Annotated in this window: 17 protein-coding genes; 14 read left to right on the plus strand and 3 right to left on the minus strand. The window is 71.7% G+C overall.

Going from position 1 to position 25,197, the window contains the following annotated elements; all coding sequences use genetic code 11:
* The first annotated feature begins 63 nt into the window (after positions 1 to 63).
* The 6 genes from ACIRS4_RS17045 (at position 64) to ACIRS4_RS17070 (ending at position 6,269) form a co-directional block, all read left to right on the plus strand.
* Positions 64 to 1,311 (plus strand): spermidine/putrescine ABC transporter substrate-binding protein, encoded by a 1,248-nt coding sequence (locus ACIRS4_RS17045; protein WP_404195982.1) that lies wholly within the window; start codon positions 64 to 66, stop codon positions 1,309 to 1,311.
* 5 nt (positions 1,312 to 1,316) lie between these two features.
* Entirely contained in the window at positions 1,317 to 2,465 is a 1,149-nt protein-coding gene (locus tag ACIRS4_RS17050; protein ID WP_404195985.1) for an ABC transporter ATP-binding protein, read from the plus strand.
* Positions 2,465 to 3,394, plus strand: a complete 930-nt coding sequence (locus ACIRS4_RS17055; protein ID WP_404195987.1) for an ABC transporter permease — start codon at positions 2,465 to 2,467, stop codon at positions 3,392 to 3,394. The genes ACIRS4_RS17050 and ACIRS4_RS17055 overlap by 1 nt, the downstream gene beginning before the upstream one ends.
* A complete protein-coding gene (locus ACIRS4_RS17060; protein ID WP_404195990.1) occupies positions 3,394 to 4,194 on the plus strand; it encodes an ABC transporter permease in 801 nt (266 codons plus the stop codon). The genes ACIRS4_RS17055 and ACIRS4_RS17060 overlap by 1 nt, the downstream gene beginning before the upstream one ends.
* A 35-nt stretch (positions 4,195 to 4,229) precedes the next feature.
* Complete coding sequence (locus tag ACIRS4_RS17065) at positions 4,230 to 5,675, plus strand: NAD(P)/FAD-dependent oxidoreductase (RefSeq protein ID WP_404195993.1); 1,446 nt, start codon at positions 4,230 to 4,232, stop codon at positions 5,673 to 5,675.
* A 150-nt stretch (positions 5,676 to 5,825) separates the two neighbouring features.
* Entirely contained in the window at positions 5,826 to 6,269 is a 444-nt protein-coding gene (locus ACIRS4_RS17070) for a hypothetical protein (RefSeq protein ID WP_404195996.1), read from the plus strand.
* A 40-nt stretch (positions 6,270 to 6,309) separates the two neighbouring features.
* Here ACIRS4_RS17070 and ACIRS4_RS17075 read toward each other — a convergent pair whose 3' ends face one another.
* Together ACIRS4_RS17075 and ACIRS4_RS17080 are read right to left on the minus strand one after the other, a co-directional pair.
* The gene (locus ACIRS4_RS17075) at positions 6,310 to 7,962 is read right to left on the minus strand and encodes a PucR family transcriptional regulator (RefSeq protein ID WP_404195998.1); all 1,653 of its coding nucleotides are present in this window, start codon (positions 7,960 to 7,962) and stop codon (positions 6,310 to 6,312) included.
* A 119-nt stretch (positions 7,963 to 8,081) separates the two neighbouring features.
* Positions 8,082 to 10,532: an ATP/GTP-binding protein gene (locus tag ACIRS4_RS17080; RefSeq protein ID WP_404196000.1), complete on the minus strand. Its 2,451-nt coding sequence runs from the start codon at positions 10,530 to 10,532 to the stop codon at positions 8,082 to 8,084.
* 357 nt (positions 10,533 to 10,889) lie between these two features.
* Between ACIRS4_RS17080 and gabT the strand changes: the two genes are divergently transcribed.
* The 3 genes from gabT (at position 10,890) to ACIRS4_RS17095 (ending at position 15,041) form a co-directional block, all read left to right on the plus strand.
* Entirely contained in the window at positions 10,890 to 12,224 is a 1,335-nt protein-coding gene (gene gabT, locus ACIRS4_RS17085) for a 4-aminobutyrate--2-oxoglutarate transaminase (protein ID WP_404196003.1), read from the plus strand.
* A 482-nt stretch (positions 12,225 to 12,706) separates the two neighbouring features.
* Positions 12,707 to 13,399 (plus strand): phosphatase PAP2 family protein, encoded by a 693-nt coding sequence (locus ACIRS4_RS17090; protein ID WP_404196006.1) that lies wholly within the window; start codon positions 12,707 to 12,709, stop codon positions 13,397 to 13,399.
* A gap of 196 nt (positions 13,400 to 13,595) precedes the next feature.
* Complete coding sequence (locus tag ACIRS4_RS17095) at positions 13,596 to 15,041, plus strand: aldehyde dehydrogenase family protein (RefSeq protein WP_404196008.1); 1,446 nt, start codon at positions 13,596 to 13,598, stop codon at positions 15,039 to 15,041.
* 112 nt (positions 15,042 to 15,153) lie between these two features.
* Here the strand turns inward: ACIRS4_RS17095 and ACIRS4_RS17100 are convergent, their stop codons facing one another.
* Positions 15,154 to 18,027, minus strand: a complete 2,874-nt coding sequence (locus tag ACIRS4_RS17100) for a glycoside hydrolase family 3 C-terminal domain-containing protein (protein WP_404196011.1) — start codon at positions 18,025 to 18,027, stop codon at positions 15,154 to 15,156.
* A 384-nt stretch (positions 18,028 to 18,411) separates the two neighbouring features.
* On the opposite strand from ACIRS4_RS17100, the gene ACIRS4_RS17105 reads away from it, so the two are divergent.
* The 5 genes from ACIRS4_RS17105 to ACIRS4_RS17125 all read left to right on the plus strand — a co-directional run bounded on the left by ACIRS4_RS17105 (position 18,412) and on the right by ACIRS4_RS17125 (position 25,140).
* Complete coding sequence (locus ACIRS4_RS17105; protein WP_404196014.1) at positions 18,412 to 20,115, plus strand: extracellular solute-binding protein; 1,704 nt, start codon at positions 18,412 to 18,414, stop codon at positions 20,113 to 20,115.
* Positions 20,116 to 20,142: 27 nt separating this feature from the next.
* Positions 20,143 to 21,177, plus strand: a complete 1,035-nt coding sequence (locus tag ACIRS4_RS17110; protein WP_404196017.1) for an ABC transporter permease — start codon at positions 20,143 to 20,145, stop codon at positions 21,175 to 21,177.
* A gap of 5 nt (positions 21,178 to 21,182) precedes the next feature.
* Positions 21,183 to 22,133 (plus strand): carbohydrate ABC transporter permease, encoded by a 951-nt coding sequence (locus tag ACIRS4_RS17115; protein ID WP_404196020.1) that lies wholly within the window; start codon positions 21,183 to 21,185, stop codon positions 22,131 to 22,133.
* A gap of 175 nt (positions 22,134 to 22,308) precedes the next feature.
* Positions 22,309 to 24,291: a beta-galactosidase gene (locus tag ACIRS4_RS17120; protein ID WP_404196023.1), complete on the plus strand. Its 1,983-nt coding sequence runs from the start codon at positions 22,309 to 22,311 to the stop codon at positions 24,289 to 24,291.
* A gap of 135 nt (positions 24,292 to 24,426) precedes the next feature.
* On the plus strand, positions 24,427 to 25,140 hold the full coding sequence (locus ACIRS4_RS17125) for a hypothetical protein (protein ID WP_404196025.1): 714 nt from the start codon (positions 24,427 to 24,429) through the stop codon (positions 25,138 to 25,140).
* The last annotated feature ends 57 nt before the right edge of the window (positions 25,141 to 25,197 follow it).

Genomic DNA, 25,197 nt, shown 5'->3' on the forward strand with positions numbered 1-25,197 from the left:
CCGCCGGGTGGCGTCACACCGGCCGCCGACCAGGCCGACCTCTTCCGAAAGGGCACCACGCGCATGGAGCAGTACGAGCCAGAACGCCTGACCCCGCCCCAGGCGGCCGCCGTGCGGCGCAGTCTCAGCAACGGCAGGGCGGCCCTGACCCGCCGGTCGCTGCTGCGCGCCTCCGCCGGCGGCGCCCTGACGCTGGGCGGCCTGGGGGCCCTGAGCGCCTGCGGGATCCCCGCGGCCGGCCAGACCGCGGGCGGCACCTCCGCCGAGGACCACTCGGCCCAGGAGAAGACCGTCAACTTCTCCAACTGGACCGAGTACATGGACGTCGACGCGTCGGGAAAGCACCACCCCACGCTGGAGGCGTTCACCCGGCGGACCGGCATCTCGGTCAAGTACACCGAGGACATCAACGACAACAACGAGTTCTTCGGCAAGATCAAGCCGCAGCTCGCCGCAGGCCAGGACACCGGCCGCGACCTCATCGTCCTCACCGACTGGCTCGCCGCCCGCCTCATCCGCCTGGGCTGGGTGCAAAAGCTCGACGCCTCCCTGCTGCCGCACGCCTACGCCAACCTGTCGAGCCAGTTCCGCAGCCCCGACTGGGATCCCGGACGGGCGTACTCCTACCCCTGGCAGGGGATCTCGACCGTCATCGCCTACAACAAGAAGGCCCTCGACGGCATCGAGGTGACGTCGGTCTCCGACATGCTCGACAACCCCCGGCTCAAGGGCCGCGTCGGCTTCCTCACCGAGATGCGCGACACCATGGGCATGACCCTGCTGGACATGGGCAAGGACCCGGCGAAGTTCAGCGACGACGACTACGCCGCCGCCATCGCCCGTCTGCAGAAGGCCGTCGACAGCGGGCAGATCCGCCGCTTCACCGGCAACGACTACACCTCGGACATCACCAGCGGGGACTTCGCGGCCTGCATCGCCTGGGCCGGAGACGTCGTCCAGCTCAAGGCGGACAGCCCCGACGTCGACTTCGTCATCCCCGACAGCGGCTACATGACGTCCAGCGACAACATGCTGATCCCCAACAAGGCCCGTCACAAGTCGAACGCCGAGCGGCTCATGGACTACTACTACGAGCCGCGGCCGGCCGCCGAGCTCGCCGCCTACATCAACTACGTGTGCCCCGTCGACGGCGCGCAGTCCGAACTCGCCAAGATCGACCCGGCAGCGGCGAAGAATCCGCTGATCATCCCCGACAAGGCCATGCAGGCGAAGTCCCACTCCTTCCGCTCCCTGAGCGCGACGGAGGAGACGGCCTACGAAGCACAGTTCGCGAAGCTCACTGGGGCGTGACGACGATGAAGACGACTGACAGCGGCGGCGACGTCCGCCTCTCGGGCATCAGCAAGACCTACGGCTCCTTCACCGCCGTCCATCCGCTCGACCTGACCGTCCCGCAGGGCTCGTTCTTCGCCCTGCTCGGCGCCTCCGGCTGCGGCAAGACCACCACCCTGCGCATGATCGCCGGCCTGGAGGAACCCTCCACCGGAACCGTGCACCTCGGCGACCAGGACGTCACGTCCCTGCCGCCGTACAAGCGGCCGGTGAACACGGTCTTCCAGTCCTACGCCCTCTTCCCGCACCTCGACATCTTCGAGAACGTCGCCTTCGGACTGCGCCGGCGCGGCGTCAAGAGCGTGAAGAAGCAGGTCGAGGACATGCTGGAACTCGTCCAGCTCGGTGAGCAGGCCCGCAAGAAACCGCATCAGCTCTCCGGCGGCCAGCAGCAGCGCGTCGCCGTCGCCCGCGCCCTGATCAACCACCCCAGGGTGCTCCTCCTCGACGAGCCCCTCGGCGCCCTCGACCTCAAGCTGCGCCGCCAGATGCAGCTGGAGCTCAAGCGCATCCAGACCGAGGTCGGCATCACCTTCGTGCACGTCACGCACGACCAGGAGGAGGCCATGACGATGGCCGACACGGTCGCCGTGATGAACGCGGGCCGAGTCGAACAGCTCGGCTCGCCCGCCGACCTCTACGAGAACCCCAGGACCACGTTCGTCGCCAACTTCCTCGGCACCTCCAACCTGATCGAGGCCGAGGTCGACTCCCGCGGCGGCGGCGACATCGTCCTCAAGGCGGGCGGCGGCAAACTGCTGCTGCCCGAGGCCCGCTGCACCGCGCCCACCGAGGCCGGCGGCAGGGTGCTGGTCGGCGTACGCCCGGAGAAGATCTCCCTCACCCATGCCGACGACGCCGGCGAGATCCCCGTCGGCCGTAACCGCGTCACCGGCACGATCGCCGCCACCAGCTTCATCGGCGTCTCCACCCAGTACGTCGTCGACAGCGCCGTCTGCCCCGAGTTCGAGGTCTACGTCCAGAACGTCGACCGCGACACCCGGCTGGCCCCCGGCGCCGAGGTCGTCCTGCACTGGAGCCCCGCCCACACCTTCGGCCTGGACGCCGCCCAGGCCATCGACGCCGGCCTCGACGAGGAGGCGGCCGCCTGATGACCACGCTCACCGAGGCGCCCCCGCCTCTCTCCCCGCCCACACCGAAGGAGAGGCCACCGCGCAGACGCGGCCGCTGGACGCCGTACCTGCTGCTGCTGCCCGGACTGCTCTGGCTGGTCGTCTTCTTCGCCCTGCCGATGATCTACCAGGCCTCCACGTCCGTGCAGACGGGCTCCCTGGAGGAGGGCTACAAGGTCACCTGGCACTTCGCGACCTACTGGGACGCGCTGAGCGCGTACTGGCCGCAGTTCCTGCGCTCGATCCTCTACGCGGGCTCCGCGACCGTGCTGTGCCTGATCCTCGGCTATCCGCTCGCCTACCTGATCGCCTTCCGCGCCGGACGCTGGCGGAACCTGATCATGATCCTGGTGATCGCCCCGTTCTTCACCAGCTTCCTGATCCGCACCCTCGCCTGGAAGACGATCCTCGCCGACAGCGGACCGGTGGTCGGCGCACTGGACGCGCTGCACGTCCTCGACGTCACCGCCTGGCTCGGCTGGACCTCCGGCGACCGGGTGCTGGCCACGCCCATGGCCGTGGTGTGCGGTCTGACGTACAACTTCCTGCCGTTCATGATCCTTCCGCTCTACACCTCGCTGGAGCGCATCGACGGACGGCTGCACGAGGCGGCCGGCGACCTGTACGCCAAGCCCGTCACCACCTTCCGCAAGGTCACCTTCCCGCTGTCGATGCCCGGCGTGGTCTCCGGCACGCTGCTCACCTTCATCCCGGCGTCCGGCGACTACGTCAACGCCGAACTGCTCGGCTCCACCGACACCCGCATGATCGGAAACGTCATCCAGACGCAGTTCCTGCGGGTGCTCGACTATCCGACGGCGGCCGCGCTCTCCTTCATCCTCATGGCCGCGATCCTTTTCATCATCACTTTCTACATCCGCAGGTCCGGGACGGAGGATCTGGTCTGATGCCCTTCGTCAACTGGCTGAGAAGGAATCTCGTCGTCATCGCGGGACTTCTGACACTCTCCTATCTCCTGCTGCCCAACGTGATCGTCACGGTGTTCTCCTTCAACAAACCGAAGGGACGTTTCAACTACGAGTGGCAGCAGTTCTCCACGGACGCCTGGAAAGACCCGTGCGGCGTCGCCGGAATGTGCGGCTCGCTCGCGATCAGCCTCCAGATCGCCCTCTGGGCGACCCTCGGCGCCACGATCCTCGGCGCGATGATCGCCTTCGCCCTTGTCCGCTACCGCTTCCGCGCGCGCGGCGCCGTCAACTCGCTGATCTTCCTGCCCATGGCGATGCCCGAGGTCGTCATGGCGGCCTCGCTGCTCACCCTGTTCCTCAACATGGGCGCGCAGCTCGGGTTCTGGACGATCCTCATCGCGCACATCATGTTCTGCCTCAGTTTCGTCGTGACGGCCGTCAAGGCGCGCGTCATGTCGATGGACCCGAGGCTGGAGCAGGCCGCCCAGGACCTGTACGCCGGCCCGGTGCAGACCTTCGTCCGGGTCACCCTGCCGATCGCGGCCCCGGGAATCGCCGCGGGCGCGATGCTCGCCTTCGCGCTCTCCTTCGACGATTTCATCATCACCAATTTCAACGCGGGCTCGACCGTCACCTTCCCGATGTTCGTCTGGGGTTCGGCCCAGCGTGGAACGCCCGTCCAGATCAACGTCATCGGCACGGCCATGTTCCTCGTCGCCGTGCTGCTCGTCCTGACCTCCATGGTCGTCGGAAACCGCCGCAACCGGCAGAAGGCATAGCCTTTCCGTGAGATCCTCCGTAGGGAGTTGAAATCATGGCCACGAGCGCCATGAGCAGTGGCAGAGAATTCGGCAGAGAAAAGGACTGGGCCGCTTCCCTTTCCGAAGCGCGGCCGGTGTCGTACTGGCTGGAGGACCCCGGAAAGCCCCGGCCCGAGGCCGCCCTCACCGGACCCGGGACCTGCGATCTGCTGGTCGTCGGCGGCGGCTACAGCGGGCTGTGGACCGCGCTGATCGCCAAGGAGCGCGATCCCCGGCGGGACGTGGTGCTGCTGGAGGCCCGCGAGGTGGGCTGGGCCGCCTCGGGCCGCAACGGGGGCTTCTGCGCGGCCTCCCTCACCCACGGGCTCGCCAACGGTCTGGCCCGCTGGCCGCGGGAGATCCGCGTCCTCCAGAAGCTGGGGGCGCGCAACCTCGACGAGATCGAGGCGGCGGTCGCCCGGTACGGCATCGACTGCGACTTCGAGCGCACCGGCGAGATCGACGTCGCCACCGAGCCCTACCAGGCCCGGGAGCTGCGCGACCGGTACACCGAGATCGAGCGCCGGGGCCTCGCCGAGGACGTCGAGTTCCTCGACGCAGACGCGGTGCGCGAGCAGGTGGCCTCACCCACCTTCCAGGCCGGGCTGTACGACCGGCGGGGCGTGGCCATGCTGCACCCGGCGAAACTCGCCTGGGGGCTGAAACGGGCCTGCCTGCGGCTCGGCGTCCGCATCCACGAGCACACGCCCGCGCTGACGCTGAAGCCGTACGGCGCGGGAATGGCCGTGAGCACCCCGTACGGGAGCATCCGCGCCCGGCAGGTCGCGCTGGGGACGAACATCTTCCCCAGCCTGGTCCGGCGGGTCCGGTCGTACACCGTGCCGGTCTACGACTACGCGCTGATGACCGAGCCGCTGACGGCCGAGCAACTGGCGTCCGTCGGCTGGAAGAACCGGCAGGGCCTCGGCGACTCGGCCAACCAGTTCCACTACTTCCGGCTGTCCGCCGACAACCGGATCCTGTGGGGCGGCTACGACGCGGTCTACCCCTACGGCGGGCAGGTCCGCGCCGAGTACGACGACCGGCCCGAGACCTACGCCAAGCTGGCCGGGCACTTCTTCACCTGCTTCCCGCAGCTGGAGGGCGTCCGCTTCACGCACGCGTGGGGCGGCGCGATCGACACCTGCTCGCGCTTCTCGGCGTTCTTCGGCGCCGCGCACCGGGGGAAGGTCGCTTACGCCGCCGGGTACACCGGGCTGGGCGTCGGGGCGACCCGGTTCGGCGCGGAGGTGATGCTCGACCTGCTGGCGGGGGAGCGCACCGAACGCACCTCGCTGGAGATGGTCCGCAAGAAGCCGCTGCCCTTCCCGCCCGAGCCGTTCGCCTGGACCGGCATCGCCCTCACCAAGTGGTCGCTGGCCCGCGCGGACGCCCGGGAGGGGCGGCGCAACCTGTGGCTGCGGACGATGGACCGGCTCGGTCTCGGCTTCGACAGCTGACGTGGGCACCGCACCCCGCGTTTCACCCGAACGGGTGAGCTGAACTCGCGTAATGCCCGCCGGGGACCCCCCTCTCCTCCTTCTGACGCGCCCGCGTCGACCTCGCATCGACGAGGGACACGAGAACACGAGGAAGAGGGGGGTCCGCTCATGGCCGGTTCGAAGACGGCGGCTCAGTGGCTCGCATCGGTGGCGCCGGATCCGCGGGCCTGCCACCGGGAATGGGAACGCAGCCCCCACGGGGTCGCCCTGCTGCCGGCCGGCAGGGCCTGGGACGTCCTGATCCTGCCGGGCGGCCTCGGCTATCCCACGCTCGACGTCCTCACCCGCATCCTCGACCGGCCCGGCCCCGTGCTGGTCGACTTCGGCGACGACCGCATGGGCTTCTTCGTGCCGCCCGGCACCGCCGCCCGCTGGATCGGCACCGGCGTCCGCTCGGCCGGCGCCGGCACCTGGATCGTCGTCCCCCACCCCGACCGGTCCACGGCCGGCGTGCGCTGGCTGATCCCGCCGGACGGCACGGGCACCCTCACCGACGCGGCCCTCCTGGAACTCGCCATGCACGAGGCGGCGGCGGGCCGGGCCGGCGGCTAACCCGGTCGACCCGGGCCGCCGGTGTGAGTCAGGCGTACGGCTACTCCGCGGACGTCGCCTTCAGGGCCAGCCAGAGCTCCATCCGGGCGTCCGGATCGTCCAGGGAGCGGCCGAGGATCTCCTCCACCCGGCGCATGCGGTAGCGCAGGGTGTGGCGGTGGACGCCCAGGTCGGCCGCGGCCGCGTCCCACTGGCCGTGACGGGAGAGCCAGGCGCGCAGCGAGGCGACCAGGTCGCCGCGGCCGGTGGCGTCGTGTTCGCGCAGGGCGCGCAGCAGGCCGTCCGCGAAGGCCTTCACCGCGTCGTCCGCGAGCAGGGGCAGCACCGAGCCCGCCGCCAGCTGCTCGTGCTCCACGAGGACGCGGCCCCGGCGGCGGGCCACCGACAGCGCCTGCTCGGCCTGCTTGTAGGCGGCCGCCGCCGCGATCGGACCGGCCGGCGCGGACAGGCCGACGACCATCGCGTCCTCGTCGCCGTCCCCGCTGCCGCCGGCCCGCTTGCCCTCCCGCGCCGCCGCGTACCGCGTGCAGGCCGCCACCGCCGCCCCGCCGTCCGCGGCCAGCGCCACCAGCCGGCCGCCCTCGGGCACCACCAGCACCGCCTCACCCGACCGGGCCGCCGCCGACTCCGCCACGTCGACGAGACCGGCGAGGGCGGCGAGCGGATCCCCCGCCGGCTTGGCGGCGGAGGCCGGCTCGGCCACGAGGACCCTGAACGGCGCGTCCAGCAGCTCGCCGTACAGGTCCCCGGCGACGGCCCGCGCGTGATCCGGTTCGCCCGCCAGCAGCATGCGCAGCACCGCCGCGCCGAGCCGCTGCTCCGCCGCCTGCAGCGAGCGGGAGCGCTCCGTGGTGAGCGTGAGCAGGGCGATCGCCGAGTGCACGGCGTACCGCTCCGCCGTGCCGAGCGCCGCAGCCGTCCCCACCGCCAGCGTCGCGCGCGGGCGGCGGCCCGCGCCGAGGGAGTGCAACTCGACGCGGTCGGCGTTCTCGGGGGCGTCTGCGGGCTTGGCGTCCTTGCCGCCGGCCCCGCCCTGTGCGGGCGCGGAGCCACCGGGTCCGCCCACCACCGCCGACGCCGGTGTCGGGCGCTCCCGCAGCCGCTCCACCTCCGCCGTGAGCCGACCGGCGCGCCGCCCCGCCCACTCGGGCGCCGCCGCGACGACCGAGCCCGACGCGTCGTACAGCGCGGCCCAGCCGTCGACCTGTGCGGCGAGCGCGGAGAGCAGCCCCTGCGGACCGGCCGCCAGGGCCTGCTTCGTCAGCTCCCGCTGGGCAGCGAACCCGGCCGTCACCGCCCGGTACTGATCGGCCGCTATCGCCGCCGACACCGCTTTGCTGATCGCGAGGAACGGTGTGCGGCGCGGCACCTCCAGCAACGGCAGGCACTCCTCCTCCGCGGCCTCCACCAGCGCCTTCGGAATCTCGTCGTAGGCGACCCCGACGGCGAAGCCCAGCCCCACCACGCCGGCCCCGGCCAGCCGCCGCACATAGCGCCGCATGGCCTGCGGGTCCTCCGCGTCCAGCTTCAGCGCGGTGATCAGCAGCAGTTCCCCGCCCTCCATGTACGGCACGGGATCGGCGAGCTCGCTGACGTGCGCCCAGCGCACCGGCACGTCGAGACGGTCCCCGCCCGCCCGCACGGTCAGTTTCAGCGCCGAGTGGTGGACGAGTGAGGCAAGCGTGGGAGGCATGGGGCCTTCAGGTCTCGGGCCTCAGGTCGGCAGGGGCGACCGGGCAGATGATCCATTGGCCGCTTCGTATGAAGAGCCTGTGCCGATTCTGCCTCACTGTAGGGGTATCGGTGTCGCGTTCAGCCCCTCAGGTCCAGCAGCAGCGGCGGCGCGTGCTCACCCTTGACGCTGGTCAGCGACAGCACCGCGTGCCCCGGCGGCACCTCGTGCGCCAGCTGCGACGCCGACCACCGCTCCCGCTCCACCTGGCGCACGGTCACCGCGTCCGTGGTCACCGCCCGGCCGGTCACCAGCTTGCGCAGGGCGTGCAGCGCGCGGGTCATCGGCTGGTCGGCGAAGACCGTGTGCTGGGCGACCTCCTTCGTCTCCACCCACTCGGTGCCCCAGCTCTGCGCGAACCGGCCGCCGTCCCAGGTGGTGATCCCGGAGAACGCCATCCGGCAGCCGACGGCCGCGTACAGCGGGCCGTGCAGCGTCTCGGGGACGTCGGCGACGCTGCGCAGGGCGAGCAGCACGCCCGCGTTCTGCGAGCGCAGCCGCTGGATGCGGCGCACCGAGTCCGTGGTGACCGCGCCCGTCGCGTCGTCCAGCACCAGACACACGAAGTGCGCGCGCCGCCCTTCCCGCACGACCGAGTGGAACTGGGCCAGCACGAGCCGGGTGATCAGCCGTCCGGCCTCCTCGTGCCCCCGCTCGGGCAGGTCGATCCGGACCCGCAGCGGGTGGTGGGCGAGCGCGCGCAGCGAGAACGCCCGCCGTTCGCCTCCCGCCGCGCGGTCCTCGACCGCGGCGGCCCGCTCACCGCCCCCGAAAAAGCCCGCGAACGCCGGACGGTTCAGCAGCGCCAGCCGGTCGGCCAGGGCACGGCCCGGGTCACCCGGGGTGCCCGTCTGACGCACCCGCGCCTCCACTTCGCGGCGCATCACCTCGTCCGCGGCCACGGCCTCCCGCAGCGCGGACAGCGCCGCCGGCTCGCCCTCCAGCAGCTCGCGCAGCACCGGCAGCGCCGGGAAGCGGCCGTACGCCGACCGGTAGGGGCCGAGCAACTGGGCGAGCGCCGTGGCCGCGGCCTGGCCGCCGACGGCGTCGAGGTCGCCCACGAGCGCCTCGGCGAGCACCCCGGCCGCCTCGTCCGGGTCCTCCGACTCGGCGTACGGGTCCAGGTCGTGCACGGACGACCGGTCGCCGATCCGGACGATCACGTCGAACGCGGAGTCCGAGCCGAGCGGGCTCCCCGGGGAGGACACCGCCACGAAGGCGCATCCCCCGGTCAGCGCCTGCAGCGCCAGCGTCTCCGTCACGGGCTCGACGAGCGTGCGCGTCTTGCCGGACCCCGACGGCCCCACGGCCAGCAGCGAGGTGCCCAGCACGTCCGGGCCGAGCGCCGCGCCCGCCTCGTGGTACGGCAGCGGCGCGCGCTCACCGGCCACCCAGCGCCCGATGCGCACCTGAGCGGCCAGCACGTCGTGCCGGGCGGCCCGCCGGGGCAGGTCGCGGGAGCCGGAGGGGTGTGTCCACGCGGCGCCGCCCTCACGCAGCACGGTGTCCCGGAAGTCGCCGGAACCCGACTCCCACGCGCGGGTGAGGCGCGCGCAGTCCACGTCGTTCATCCGCCCGGCGGCCACCTCGGCGGTCAGCACCTCCGCCGCCTCGTACTGCCCGGCGTCCCGCAGCCGCGGCCACTGCGCGCGCGGCAGCTCCACGGGGGCCGGCGCGGCGGGATCGGCGGCGGCGCGCCGGGCGGCGAGCCGTTCCCTCAGATACGGCAGCCAGCCGCCGAGCACCGCGAACGGCCACGCCACCAGCACGGTGATCACCGCGTACAGCGAGTCGGTGAACAGGGGGGAGGCGAACAGCTCGTAGCCGCCGGAGATCAGGACGACGAGCGAGAACAGCGGGGCGACCACCGGCAGGGGATCCCAGCCGACCCCCGGGAAGGCGTCCGGGAACACGAAGCTGAGCGCGACCAGCGCCCCGAGCAGGGCGAGCAGCGCCCGCGAGGGCTGTGGCCGACGGCCGACGAAGTGGCGCACGGCCTCGGCCCAGCCGCCCAGCCGGCCCATCGCGTAGAGGAGGACGGCGAAGAAGACGCCGTCGTAGACCACCCGGGCCTCCGCGCCGTCCGTGGTCTTGGGCGAGGCGATGGTGCCGCCCCACCACCAGTCGTCCGGGGTGAACAGGCGCAGCGGGGCGAACTGGTAGGGGAGGCCGCCGCGCCGCCACAGCGACCACAGCACCAGCGCGACCACCAGAGGGATCAGCATCCCGACGACCGTCACGGGAGCCAGGCGCTCCGCCGCCCGCGCCTCCTTCGGCGGCCGGTACCCGAGACGCCAGATGCCGGGCCGTGTCTCGGGCCGCGCCTCGTCCAGCCAGGCGGCCACGGCGGAGGAGGGGGGCTGCGCAGGCTTCGCGGTCTGCTCGGACGTGCCCGGAGCCCGCGTCGGCCGGGGCGGTGTCCGTGGAGGCGCCGGGGGTACCTGGGACGGGGCCGGCGGCGTCGGCCCCGCAGGGCGTGGCACAGGGGCCGCGTGTGTGTCCCGTGCGTCCCGCGTCCCGTCGCTGTTCATCGCCGCGCCCCCTGACCAGCCGCTCCGTCCACCGTCAGCGAGTCAATCTAACGCCCCGTCCGAAGGAGTCCACCGCTCACACGGCCGGGCCCGGTCCGAGTGCCGCCGGGCCCGCTATGTCCACGGCGGACAACCCGCCCCGCCGACAACGCCCACATGGAGCATGCCCACCCTTTCCGAACCGCCCTAACCTGCGAGAAACGAAGTCCGAGCGTCCTCACCACACCCGGAACACCCGGAATCACGGAACACCCGGAATCACGGAACACCCGGAACCGCCGAACACCGGGAATCACGGAACAACCGGAACCGCCGCACACCCGGAATCCCGGGTCGCAAGATCATCAGGGAGCCCCCATGACCGCACTTCCGCAGGAGCGCCGCGTCGTCACCGCCATCCCCGGCCCGAAGTCGCAGGAGCTGCAGGCCCGCCGCACCGCCGTGGTCGCGCAGGGCGTGGGTTCCGTGCTGCCGGTGTTCACCGCGCGCGCGGGCGGCGGCATCATCGAGGACGTCGACGGCAACCGCCTCATCGACTTCGGCTCCGGCATCGCCGTGACCTCCGTCGGCGCCTCCGCCGAGGCCGTCGTGCGCCGTGCGAGCGCCCAGCTCGCCGACTTCACCCACACCTGTTTCATGGTCACCCCCTACGAGGGCTACGTGGAGGTCGCCGAGGCCCTCGCCGAGCTCACCCCCGGTGACCACGCCAAGAAGTCCGCGCTGTTCAACTCCGGCGCCGAGGCCGTCGAGAACGCCGTCAAGATCGCCCGCGCCTACACCAAGCGCCAGGCGGTCGTCGTCTTCGACCACGGTTACCACGGCCGCACCAACCTCACCATGGCGCTGACGGCGAAGAACATGCCGTACAAGCACGGCTTCGGCCCGTTCGCGCCCGAGGTCTACCGCGTCCCGGTCGCCTACGGCTACCGCTGGCCGACCGGCCCGGAGAACGCGGGCCCCGAGGCCGCCGCGCAGGCCATCGACCAGATCACCAAGCAGGTCGGCCCGGACAACGTGGCCGCGATCATCATCGAGCCGGTGCTCGGCGAGGGCGGCTTCATCGAGCCGGCCCGGGGCTTCCTGCCCGCGATCCGCCAGTTCGCCGCCGACAACGGCATCGTGTTCGTGGCCGACGAGATCCAGTCCGGCTTCTGCCGCACCGGCCAGTGGTTCGCCTGCGAGGACGAGGGCATCGTCCCCGACCTGATCACCACCGCCAAGGGCATCGCGGGCGGTCTGCCGCTCGCCGCCGTCACCGGCCGTGCCGAGATCATGGACGCCGCGCACGCGGGCGGCCTCGGCGGCACCTACGGCGGCAACCCGGTCGCCTGCGCCGGCGCGCTCGGCTCCATCGAGACGATGAAGGAGCTCGACCTCAACGCGCGGGCGAAGAGCATCGAGGCGACCATGAAGGCGCGCCTCACCGCCATGCAGGACAAGTTCGACGTCATCGGCGACGTCCGCGGCCGTGGCGCGATGATCGCGATCGAGCTGGTCAAGGACCGCGCGACCAAGGAGCCGAACCCGGAGGCGACCGCGGCGCTCGCCAAGGCCTGCCACCAGGAGGGCCTGCTCGTCCTGACCTGCGGCACCTACGGCAACGTGCTGCGCTTCCTGCCCCCGCTGGTCATCGGCGACGACCTGCTCAACGAGGGACTCGACATCATCGAGCAGGCCTTCGCCCGCGTCTGACGAGTCAGGCGCCGGGGGCAGAGTGTGAAGAACGTGTGCGGGGTGGATGGCGGGACGGAAATCCGTCTGTCGCCGCGGGATCGACTGCCGTAGGTTCTAGGCAGATGAGAGATACACCCCGCCCGCAGGGGACTGCGGGCGCCCAGGCCGGGGCCTCCCCAGCTTCGACCTGGTCGTGCTTCGCGCACACAACCGGGGCCCAGCGCTTCGGATCTCCTCACCGATCGGACGGTCGCCCGCCCCAAACCCCCCGGGGCGGCCGGCGTTCCGGTCCGGACGGCCACCCCGGAACCACCCCCCCCTGTTCCGGGGTGGCCGACCTCCTTCTGACGCGCCGACCACGCGACGCGGACCCCGGACCTCACGGCCCGGGGTCTTCTTTCTTCCCGAGCGCGGTTCCACGTCGGCACGCGCCTGCCCCACTTGCCCGACTTGCCGCACGTTCGCCCCGCGCGACCGGCCGCACCTGACAAGCTGGGCGCATGCCGACCCGCCCCCACCAGCGAGCCGAGGACGCGCCCGCGCCGCCGGCGATCCCCGACCGGGCTCCACGAGCCCGCCGGCCGGGCCTTGAGTTCACGTTCCTGCTGGGCCTGCCCGCCCTCCTCTTCGTCCTCATCACCTGGCAGGTCGCCGTGGACGGCCCGCTGCTGCGGCTGGACGGACGCCTCAGCCACGCCCTCGTCCACCCCGACCGCGCCTCCGACCTGCTGTCCGGCCTGGGGAACGTGGAGGTCGCCGTGCCGGCCCTGCTGCTGGCCGCCCTGTACGCCGTCCGCCGGGGCAACGCGGCCGGCCGGCGCCGCTGGTGGCTGCCGCCGGTCACCGCGTTCGTCCTGCTGACGCTGGTGGCGCTGATCGTCGTACCGCTGAAGGAGTGGACGGCCCGGCCCGGCACACCCGTCGTGCCGCCCGCCATCGGCTACTACCCCTCCGGGCACACGGCGACCGCCGGCGTGGCCTACGGGGCCGCCGTCCTCCTGCTGCTGCCCTGGCTGGTCACCGCGGCCGCCCGGCGCGCCGCGGCCGCCCTCGCCTTCGTCCTCGTGCTGGCCGTGTCCTTCGGGCTCGTCCGGCACGGATACCACTGGCCGCTGGACGTCGTCGCCAGCTGGTGCCTGTGCGTGGCGCTGCTGGGGGCGTTGCGGCTCTTCCTGAGGCGGACCATGAGATAGCCCGGCGCGGCCGCCCCGCCCGCCGTACGCCGGTACCCACAGCCCACCGCCCCGCCCCCGCCCCGGCCGACCCCGCCAAACCGGCGCACCCGCACCCCGCACCCGTACGACTCGGACAAGCGCTCACGGGCCCCCGCCGCCCTACGGTGGACCCGGAAACCCAGCACACCCCCGAACGGAAGGGCCGGACCGACACATGACTTCCACCCACGCCTTCTGGCTCGCCGGCCGCCAGGTCACCGGCGAGGACAGCTTCGACGTCAGCTCCCCGTGGGACGGCCGTCTCGTCGGCAAGGTCAGCGTGCCGACGGACGCCCAGGTCGAGGAGGCCGTGGCCGCCGCGTACGCCGTGCGGGACGAGTTCGCCGCCACCCCCGCCCACGTCCGCGCCGCCGCCCTGGACCACGTCAGCAAGCGGCTCGCCGAGCGCACCGAGGAGATCGCCCAGCTGATCTCCGCCGAGAACGGCAAGCCCGTCAAGTGGGCCCGCGGCGAGGTCGGCCGGGCCGTCTCCGTGTTCCGGTTCGCCGCCGAGGAGGCCCGCCGGTTCAACGGCGGAGAGGCGCAGCGTCTGGACACCGACGCCGGCGGACAGGGGCGCCTGGCGCTGACCCGCCGCTTCCCCAAGGGCGTCGTCCTCGGCATCGCGCCGTTCAACTTCCCGCTGAACCTGTGCGCGCACAAGGTCGCCCCGGCCATCGCCGCCGGCGCGCCGATCATCCTCAAGCCGGCCCCGGCCACCCCGCTCTCCGGCCTGATCCTCGGCGACCTGCTCGCCGAGACCGACCTGCCCGCAGGCTCCTGGTCGATCCTCCCGGTCGCCAACGACAAGATGCCCGCCCTCGTCCAGGACGAGCGGCTGCCGGTCATCTCCTTCACCGGCTCCGAGAAGGTCGGCTACGCCATCATGGACTCGGTGCGGCGCAAGCACTGCACCCTTGAGCTCGGCGGCAACGGCGCGGCCGTCGTCCTCGGCGACTGGTCCAGCGACGCGGACCTGGACTGGGCGGCCACCCGCATCGCCACCTTCTCCAACTACCAGGGCGGCCAGTCCTGCATCTCCGTGCAGCGCGTGATCGCCGACGCCGCCGTGTACGACCGGCTGCTGCCGCGCATCGTCGCCGCCGTCGAGGCCCAGGGCACCGGCGACCCGTCCGACGACGCGACCGACGTCGGCCCGCTGGTCAGCGAGGACGCGGCCAAGCGCGTCGAGACCTGGGTGGACGAGGCCGTCGCCGCGGGCGCGACCCTGCTCACCGGCGGCAAGCGCGACGGCGCCACCTACGCGCCGACCGTCCTCACCGACGTGCCCGCCGACGTCACGATCGCCTGCGAGGAGGTCTTCGGACCGGTCCTCACCGTGCGCAGGACGGACGGCGAGGACGAGGCCTTCGCGGCCGTCAACGACTCCAAGTACGGCCTCCAGGCAGGCGTGTTCACCCACGACCTCCAGGTCGCCTTCCGCGCCCACCGCGCGCTCGAGGTCGGCGGCGTCGTCATCGGCGACGTGCCCTCCTACCGCGCCGACCAGATGCCCTACGGCGGCGCCAAGCAGTCGGGCGTGGGCCGCGAGGGCGTGAAGTTCGCGATGGACGACTACACCTACGAGCGGGTGCTGGTCCTCACCGGCCTCGCGCTCTGAGCGGACGCGAGCCCTTTTCGAAGGGGCCCGGCACCGAGGCCTTCCGGACGCTGTCCGCGTCCGGGGCCTTCCGGTGCCGGGCCCCTTCTCTGCGCCGGCCCCCTCCGGACCCTCAACCGGAGAAGCCGACACGCGCGAGCCGCAAAGGGCCGCGCAGCCTCAGCCGCAGATCCCGCACACCCGCCGCGGTGAACGGGGCGTCCAGGGTGACGTAGTCGTACGCTCCCGCCGTCGGTGTCCCGAGGGTCAGCGCGGCGAGGACCGGGCCGCCGTCCACGGTCAGCTCCACCGTGCCCGAGCCGGCCGCCGCCACGCTCACGCGGGCCGCCCCCGCCCCGAAGTCGCAAGCCCGGTAGAGCAGTTCGCCCGCGCCGCCGGCGGCGGGCGTCACCGCGTCGCCCGAGACCTTGGTCCGGTCGACGATCTCGGTCCCGCCCTGCTCGTCGAAGTCCACGGCCGCGAGCCCGTCGCGGAGCACCGGGCGCGGGGCGGCCGGCTCCCCGTCGAGCGTCACCGTCGTCCGCAGCCGCACGTCCTCGCTGGATGAGCCCACCAGCAGGTCGTACGGCCCCGGCTCCAGCCGCCACCCGCCCCGTGCCACGTCCCAGAAAGCGAAGGCGGACAGCGGGACCTCGAAGGACACCTCGGCCCTCTCGCCCGGCGCGAGCGTCAGACGGCGGTGGGCCAGCAGCTCACGGCGCGGCCGGGTCACCGACGGGTCCACCGCCCGCGTGTAGAGCTGCGCGACCTCGTCGGCGGACACGTCCCCGGTGTTGGCGACCGTGAAGGACACCCGCACCGGGCCGCGGCCGCCTTCGCCGCCGACGCGCACCACCAGATCGGCGTATGCGAACGACGCGTACGACAGACCGTGCCCGAACGGGAACAGCGGCCTGCCCTCGAAGTACAGGTACGTCTGCCGGCCGCCGATCACGTCGTAGTCGAGCAGGTCGGGAAGGTCCGCGTCGGCGGCGTACCAGGTCTGCGGCAGGCGGCCCGCGGGGGAGACGTCGCCGGCCAGCACCCGCGCCAGCGCCGTTCCCCCGGCCTGGCCGCCGTGCGCGGTCCACAGCACCCCGGACAGCGGCCCCGGGTCGACCGCGTAGGGGTAGGCCGACACCAGCGCCAGCACCACGCGCGCGTCACCGGACCGGGCCGCCGTCAGGAGCCGTTCCTGCTGCGCGGGCAGCCGCAGGGTGGTGCGGTCCTCGGTCTCCCGGCCGTTGATGTGCGGATCGTTGCCCGCCACCACCACGACGACGTCCGCCTCGGCGGCCACCCGGGCCACCGCGTCCTCGCCGTGTTCGACGACGACCAGCTCGAACACCTCGGGCTCGTCCTCGGCAACCTTCACGCCCTCGGCGGTGACACTGACGTGGCGACCCGTTCCGATGTGCCTGAGGAGGTGTCCGTTGCCATGTCCGTCGGTCCCGGCGCCCGGTGCCGCCTCCAGGCGGAACGTCTCCTGCACCACCCAGCCGCCGGGCTGGTCGGCGGAGGCCCGCAGGAAGCCGTCCTCGGCGACCGACAGGTAACGGCCGTCGGGAGCGCGCAGGGTGAGGACCCCGTCGCCCCAGTCGGCGAGCGCCAGCTCGGTGCCGTCGGCGCCGGCGGTGAGCGGGGGGAGGTCGATGCGGCCCGCGAGCAGCGCCGGGTCGAGGGCGCCCTGCGCGCCGCGCGCCTCGTCGGCTGCCTCAGGGGCGGCCGGGACGTGCAGGAACGTGCCCGCGGACGTCTTCAGCAGGACGCGGTCCACGCCCTCCGCGAAGGCCACGCGCTCCGCCCCGAACCGCTCGTACAGCCCCTCCAGGGGTGTCGAGCGGTGGATCAGCGCGCCGCTGTACCAGTCGAGCTTGCACTCGTCGGCGAGCGGGCCGACCACCGCGATCCGGGTGTCGGCGGCGAGCGGCAGGACACCGTCGTTGCGCAGCAGGACCACCGCCTGCTCGGCGGCCTCCTGGGCGAGTGCGCGGTGGGCCGGGGTGTCGAACTCGCCGGTGCCCGCGTGCGGGTCGTAGTGCGGGTCGAACTCGCCGAGGCGGAAACGGACGGAGAGCTGACGGCGGACCGCCGTGTCGACGTCGGCCTCGGTCAGCAGGCCCCGCTCCAGCGCGCCCCGCACCCGGGCGGTGATCTTCGAGCCGTCCGTGCCGTGGTCGGTGAAGCTGTCCACGCCCGCGGTGAGCGAGGCCGCCGTCGCCTCCTCGTGCGTGTCGAAGTAGTGCTCGGAGTCGACCAGGTTGGAGGGTGCGCCCGCGTCCGAGCACACCATCAGGTCCTGCTCGGTCCAGGTGCGCAACTGCTCCCGCAGATACGGCGAGACATGGTTGGGACGCCCGTTGACCAGGTTGTACGCCGGCATCACCCCGGCGACCGCACCCGCCTCGACCGTCTCGCGGAAGGCGCGCAGATCGTACTCGTGCAGCACGCGCGGCCGGACCGAGGAGGACGTGACGTCGCGGCCGGTCTCGTTGTTGTGGGCCAGCCAGTGCTTGAGGACCGGCGCGGTGCGCCAGTACGTCGGATGCTCGCCGCGCAACCCATGGGTGTAGGCGGTCGCGATGGCGGAGGTCAGCTTCGGGTCCTCGGAGTAGCCCTCCTCGTTGCGGCCCCACAGGGGGTGGCGCAGCAGGTTGACCGTGGGCGACCAGACGTTCAGACCGACCCGCTCGTCACGGGCGCGCATCGCGCGGACCTCCCGGGACACCGCCTCGCCGACCCGGCGCACCAGGTCCGGGTTCCAGGTCGCGCCGAGCCCCACCGCCTGCGGGAACACCGTCGCCGGGCCCATCCAGGCCACCCCGTGCAGCGCCTCCTGGCCGGTGCGGAACGCGGCGATCCCCAGGCGTTCGACGGCCGGGACGAACTGGTGCAGGAAGGAGATCTTCTCATCCAGGGTCAGCCGCGCCAGCAGGTCGTCGACGCGCTTGGTGAACGGCAGCTGCGGATCACGGAAAGGCGGCGTGGGCGGCATGGGTGCGGTCACGTGGGGATCCCTCGGCGATGGAGCGGAAGAACGCTTTCGAAGCGCTTCGATGCTCATTCGCCTCAGGGGTGGGTGTCAAGGGACCCCACCGCAACAAGTCCGACAACAGGGCGTGATTTCAAGCCGAATATGCGCGCGGGAGGAAGCGGGAAGGTGCCGAGGAATCTTGGGAACGACTCTTGTGCACCCCCTGCCCTTCACCTAACCTCGCAGCAACATCGAAGCGCTTCGACAATCCTGTGAACGGTCGGAGCCGCCATCGGGTGCGCCCAGCCCTGGGAAGACCGGGAGTCGGGATGCGCTTCAGCTCAGCCAGATCCACTCGAGACACCGCAGCCGACGGCCACCGCCGGGTGTCCTGGTGCGCCATGAAGGGTTGACGCAATGACGCCGAACGCCGCTTCCCCCTCCACAGGTCCTTCCGGGCCCAGCCGGAGAAGCTTCCTCGCCTCCACGGCGGTCGCCACCGCAGCGGTGGCGGGAGGAATGCCGTTGCTCGCCGCCTGCGGCGGCTCGGACGGCGGCTCGCGCGACGGCACCACCTCGGGGAAGAAAGCCAAGAAGATCCTGCCGACGTTCGTCGCCGGCAACATCGTCACCCCCGACATCGCCTCCAAGAACGGCTCCGCGGTCGGCTTCACCGGCAAGCTCGACCTCGCGGGCCTGAAGTCCTCCGTGCCGGCGAAGCTCGGCAAGGGCGGCAAGGTCACCGTCATGGCCCCGTTCTGGGGTTCGCCGCCCAAGGGCGACAACGCCTACTACAAGGCGATGAACGACCTGGCCGGCGTGGACGTCCAGTGGCGCAACCAGGACGGCAACACCTACGACCAGAAGCTCGGCGCGGTCCTCGCCTCCAGTGACGTCCCCGACGTGGTGGTCATCCCCGGCTGGAACATGGGCGGCAAGATACCGAGCGCCATCATCGGCAAGTTCGCCGACCTCGGCCCCCATCTCTCCGGGGACGCGGTCAAGGAGTTCCCCAACCTGGCGGCGATCCCGACGGAGGCCTGGCAGCGCTCCATCTTCGGCGGCAAGCTGATGGGCCTGCCGATCCCCGCCTCGTACGTCCCGAACATCGTGCCCTGCTACCGCCAGGACGTCTTCGACAAGGAGGGCTACCAGGTCCCCAAGTCCGCAGACGAGTTCCTGGCGCTGTGCAAGGAGGTCACCAACGCCAGGGCCAAGCGGTGGGCCTGCGGCGACATGAAGTGGACGGCGTTCAACATCTTCGGCGTGCTGTCCGGCGGCGAGAAGCCCCTCGGCTGGGACATGGTCGACGGCAAGCTGGTCAACCGCATCGAGACGGAGGCCTTCCTCGAGGCGCTGGAGTGGACCCGCAAGCTGTTCGCCGCCAAGGTCGTCCACCCCGACTTCGAGCTGGGCAAGAGCCAGGCCACCGACCCGGCCCCCAAGTTCGCCGCCGGCGAGTTCCTGATCTGGAACAACGACATCTCCAACTGGTACGTCCAGACCGCCAGCCAGGCCGCCCAGAACCCCGGCTTCAAGATCTGGGGCATGGACCTCTTCGGCCACGACGGCGGGCAGCCCACCCTGTGGGCCACCAACCCGGCCAACATGTTCGCCTTCGTCAACAAGAAGGCCTCCGAGGCCGTCGTCCGCGACGCGCTGGCCCTCGCCGACGTGACCGCCGCCCCGTACGGCACCAAGGAGTACATGCTCACCAACTACGGCGTCGAGGGCACCCACTACAGCGTGAAGGACGGCGTGCCCGTCAAGAACGACAAGGGCAACAACGAGGTCGCCAACTCCTACACCTTCATCTCCGCCCCCGCCGCGACCATCGCCCACCCCGACTTCCCGGCCGTCGCCAAGGGCCAGGTCGAATGGCAGCAGCGGATGGGCGCCTTCACCAAGAAGTCCGCCTTCTACGGCATGCAGGTCACCGAGCCCACGCGCTTCACCAACCTCACCAACGACGTGGAGCAGTTGGAGGACGACATCGTCCGCGGCCGCAAGAAGGTCAGCGACATGCAGCAGTTCGTCGCCGACTGGAAGAGCAAGGGCGGCGACCAACTCCGCGACTGGTACAAGAAGCTGCTCGACGAGAACGGTTCGGCGGCGAGCTGACCCGGCGGCGAGGCAAGGAGAACGGCTGTGTCCCACAGCACGGTGCCTCGGAGCAGGGCCGAGGCCGACGAGACGGAGAAGACCCCGGTGGCGTCCGGCGGCGCCACCGGTCCCGGACGCAGGGCGCCCGCCTCAGGAACGAGCCTGCGCCTCAGGTTCAGACGCGACCGCGTCCTGCTCCTGATGACCCTGCCGGCGGTCGCCCTGGTCCTGCTCTTCAACTACGTGCCCATCCTCGGCAACGTGGTCGCCTTCCAGGAGTACGACCCCTACATCAGCGACAACGGCGTCGTCTCCATCTTCAACAGCCCCTGGGTGGGCCTGGACAACTTCCAGCGGATCTTCGAGGACTCCGCCTTCTGGAACGCGGTCGAGAACACACTGGTGCTGTTCGTCATCCAGCTCGTGCTGTTCTTCCCGATCCCGATCCTCCTCGCGCTGCTCATCAACAGCGTGGTCAGGCCGAGGGTGCGGGCGGTCGCCCAGGCCGTGCTCTACCTTCCGCACTTCTTCTCCTGGGTGCTGGTCATCGCCGTCTTCCAGCAGCTGTTCGGCGGAGCCGGCATCCTCTCCCAGCTCCTGCGGGAGAACGGGCACGACGGCCTCAACATCATGGCCGACCCGGACACCTTCGCCCTGCTCATCACCGCCGAGAGCGTGTGGAAGGACGCCGGCTGGGGGATCATCGTCTTCCTGGCCGCGCTGGCCTCCGTCAGCCCCGACCTCTACGAGGCCGCGGCCATGGACGGCGCGGGCCGCTGGCGCCGCATGTGGCACGTCACCCTGCCCGCGCTGCGCCCGGTGATCGCCCTGCTGCTCGTCCTGCGCGTCGGCGACGCCCTGACGGTCGGCTTCGAACAGATCCTGCTGCAACGCGAGGCCGTCGGACCAGGGGCCGCGGAGGTCCTCGACACCTTTGTGTGGTGGAACGGCGTGCGCAACCAGGACTTCAGCTACGCGGCCGCCGCCGGCCTGATCAAGGGCGTCGTCAGCCTCGGGCTGGTCCTCGCCGCGAACAAGGTGGCCCATCTCATGGGCGAGCAGGGGGTGTACAAGAAGTGACCACCGTGACCTGGGAGCCACGGCCGGACGGCGATCCGGAACCGCGGAAAGCGCCGCGCTGGTGGCAGGCCCCGCCCCGGCCCGGCTGGGAGGAGCCGCCCTCCAGGGCGGGCCTGGCCGGCAAGAGCATCGCCCTCGCGCTGGCCTGCCTGGCGATCGTCTTTCCGCTGTGGATCGTCGTCGTCACCAGCCTGTCCTCGCGCAAGACCATCGACGAGGCCGGCGGACTGGTGATGGTGCCCAAGGGCATCACCTTCATCGCCTATGAGGAACTGCTCGGCGGCGGGCAGGTCACCCGCGCGGCGGTCATCAGCGTCCTCGTCACCCTCGTCGGCACGCTGTTCTCCATGACGGTGTCCGTGCTGTGCGCGTACGGACTCTCCCGCAGCGGCTCGCTCGGGCACCGCTGGCTGCTGATGATCCTGCTGGCGACCATGTTCTTCAGCGCCGGACTCATCCCCACCTACCTGCTGGTGCAGACCCTGGGACTGACCGACACCTACCTCGCGCTGATCCTGCCCAGCGCGGTGAGCGTCTTCAACATCCTCGTGCTGCGCGGGTTCTTCATGGGCATATCGCCCGAACTGATCGACAGCGCGCGCATCGACGGGGCCGGCGACTTCCGCATCCTCCTGCGGATCGTGATGCCGCTCTCGCGCGCGGTCATCGCGGTGATCACGCTGTTCTACGCGGTCGGGTACTGGAGCGCGTGGTTCAACGCCTCGCTGTACCTGAACGAACAGGACATGATGCCGCTCCAGAACGTCATGATCCAGCTGGTGCAGAAGCAGGAGGCGCCGGTCGGGCTCGGGCAGGCCATCAGGACCGGCCAGCTGTCGGGACTCGCCGTGCAGATGGCCGTCATGGTGATGGCGCTGCTGCCGGTGGCCGTGCTGTCGCCGTTCGTCCAGAAGCACTTCAAGAAGGGCATGCTGACCGGCGCAGTGAAGGGGTGACGGGCGCCCGCCGCCCCGGCGGCACGCCGACAGGGCGCGCCCGTCGTCCCGGTGGGCCGCAAACGGCCCACACGCCCACCCCCTCCCACCCCCGAGGTGCCCCCATGCACGCCACCCGCCGCACACTCCACCCCGCCGACGGCGGTCGGGGCATCCCGTACGGGGAGCCCCTCTGATGGCCGCCGGCCACCGGCCCGGCCTCGCCGACGCCACCCGGGGCCGCCTCCTCTTCGGCGGCGACTACAACCCCGAGCAATGGCCCGAGGAGACCTGGCACGACGACGTCCGTCTGATGCGCGACGCCGGCGTCAACTCAGTCACCCTCGGCGTCTTCTCCTGGTCCCGGATCGAACCCCGGCCAGGAGCACGGGAGTTCGGCTGGCTGGACACCCTGATGGATCTGATGCACGACAACGGCGTCGGCGTCGTCCTCGCCACCCCCACCTCCTCGCCCCCGCCGTGGCTGGGCCGCCTCCACCCGGAGAGCCTGCCCCGCGACGAGCACGGCGCGATCGAATGGTGGGGCGGCCGGCAGCACTTCTCCCACTCCAGCGCCGCCTACCGCCGGCACGCCGCCGCCGTCACCGAGGACCTGGCCGCCCGCTACGGCCGCCACCCCGCCCTCACCCTGTGGCACATCAACAACGAGTACTGCACCTACGACCACGGCGACGAGGCGGCCGCCGCCTTCCGCCGCTGGCTGCGCGAGCGGTACGGCACCCTCGACGCCCTCAACGAGGCCTGGGGCACCGCCTTCTGGGGGCAGGCCTACGACACCTGGGACGGCATCCTGCCCGCCCGCCGCGCCCACTACCTGCGCAACCCCGCCCAGTTGCTGGACTTCCGGCGCTTCACCTCCGACGCGCTCCTGGAGTGCTACGTCGCCGAACGCGACATCGTCGCCCGGCACAGCCCGCACATCCCGGTCACCACCAACTTCATGCCGCTGTGGTCCGGGCAGGACGCCTGGCGCTGGGCCGAGGAGGAGGACGTCGTCTCCGTCGACCTCTACCCCGACCCCCGCGACCCCCACGGCGCGCAAGCCGGCGCCCTCGTCCAGGACCTCACCCGCTCCCAGGCCCGCGGCCCCTGGATGCTGATGGAGCAGGCGGCCGGTCCGGTCAACTGGCGTGGTGTGAACCACCCCAAGCCCCGGGGCATGAACCGCCTCTGGTCGCTCCAGGCCGTGGCCCGGGGCGCGGACGCCGTCTGCTACTTCCAGTGGCGGCAGTCCCGGCAGGGCGCTGAGAAGTTCCACTCCGGGATGCTCAGCCACGCGGGCGAGCGGGGCCGCACCTTCGAGGAGGTCAAGCAGATCGGCCGCGACCTCGCCCGGCTCGGCCCTATGGTGACGGGCCGTCATGTCGCCGCCGACGTGGCCGTGCTGCACGACTGGCACTCCTGGTGGGCCGGCGCCCAGGACGGCCGCCCCTCCACCGAGGTCGACTACCCCGACGTCCTCACCGCCTGGCACCGTGCCCTCTGGCGAGCCCACCTCACCGCCGACTTCGCCCACCCCGAGCACGACCTCACCCCTTACAAGCTGGTCGTCGTCCCCCAGCTGTACGCCCTCACCGACACCGCGATCGACAACCTCCTCGCCCATGTGCGCGACGGCGGCACCCTGGTCAGCGGCTTCTTCACCGGCGTCGCCGACCACGACGACCGGGTGCGGCCCGGCGGCATGGACGCCCGGCTGCGCGAGCTGTTCGGCATCCGCGTCCTGCACGAGTGGTGGCCGCTCCAGGCGGGGGAGCACATCGAGTGCGACGGCTTCAGCGGCACGCTGTGGTCGGAGGAGATCGAGCCGGGCGACGACGCCGAGACCCACACCCGCTACCGGGGCGGCGACCTCGACGGCATGCCCGCCGTGCTCCGTAGGGGCCGCGCCTGGTACGTCTCCACGCTCCCGGAGCCGGACCCCCTGCGCGACCTGCTCGCCCGGATCGCGGCGGACGCGGGCGCGGGCCCCGTCCTCGGTGAACTGCCGGACCAGGTCGAGGCCGTCCGCCGAGGCGACCTCCTCTTCCTGCTCAACCACGGGCGGGACACCGTGACGGTCGCGGTGCCGGGCACGCACCGAGACCTCCTGACCGGCGCCGGCGTGACCGGCGAGATCACCCTCGGCCGCTATGACGTCGCCGTGCTGACGCCATGACCCGGCGGCCCCGGCCACGGCACGCTTCCTCCGGCACACCTGTGCTCCACCTGGTCGCCGGAGAAGACCACGTCCTTCACACGAAGGCGTGGTGACATCCCCCCGCGAATCCCCCCACCCATGGAAAGGGACACCATGGCACTGAGCGCACCGCGCAAGCTCACCACGGCCGTACTGGCCCCGGCGCTGGCCCTCGGCGCGACCGTCGCCCTCGCCTCCGCCCCCGCGTCCGCCGCCGTCTGGAACTCCTGCGACCGCTGGGGCACCACCAGCCTGAACGGCTACACGCTCTACAACAACATCTGGGGCTCCGGCTTCGGCAGCCAGTGCGTCTGGGCCAACTCCGGCACCAACTGGGGCGTCTGGGCCAACCACCCCAACACCGGCGGCATCAAGTCCTACCCCGACTCCAAGAAGGTGATCAACAAGCGGATCAGCGCGCTCTCCTCGTTCACCAGCAACTACAACGTCACCGTCCCGTCGTCCGGCGCGTACAACACGTCGTACGACATCTGGGACACCGACCACGACTACGAGATCATGCTCTGGGTCAACAAGACCGGCCCCGTCGGCCCGCTGGGCTCCTCGCAGGGAACCGTCACCCTCGGCGGCCACACCTGGACCGTCTACAAGGGCGACAACGGCTCCAACGAGGTCTTCTCCTTCATCCGCACCTCCAACTCGACCTCCGGCACGGTCAACATCCTGCCGATCGTCAAGTGGATCAAGGACACCAAGCACTGGTTCGGCGACGAGACCATCGGCGACGTCCAGTTCGGCTTCGAGATCACCTCCTCCGCCGGCGGCCTGAACTTCACCGCCAACAACCTGACCGTCAGCGGCGGCTGACCCACGCCACGACGGTGCGGCCGGTCCCTCCCCTACGGGACCGGCCGCACCCTCCTG

Origin of the sequence: Streptomyces sp. NPDC101166, from assembly GCF_044768125.1 — a bacterium.
In the GTDB taxonomy this organism is placed as follows: Bacteria; Actinomycetota; Actinomycetes; order Streptomycetales; family Streptomycetaceae; genus Streptomyces.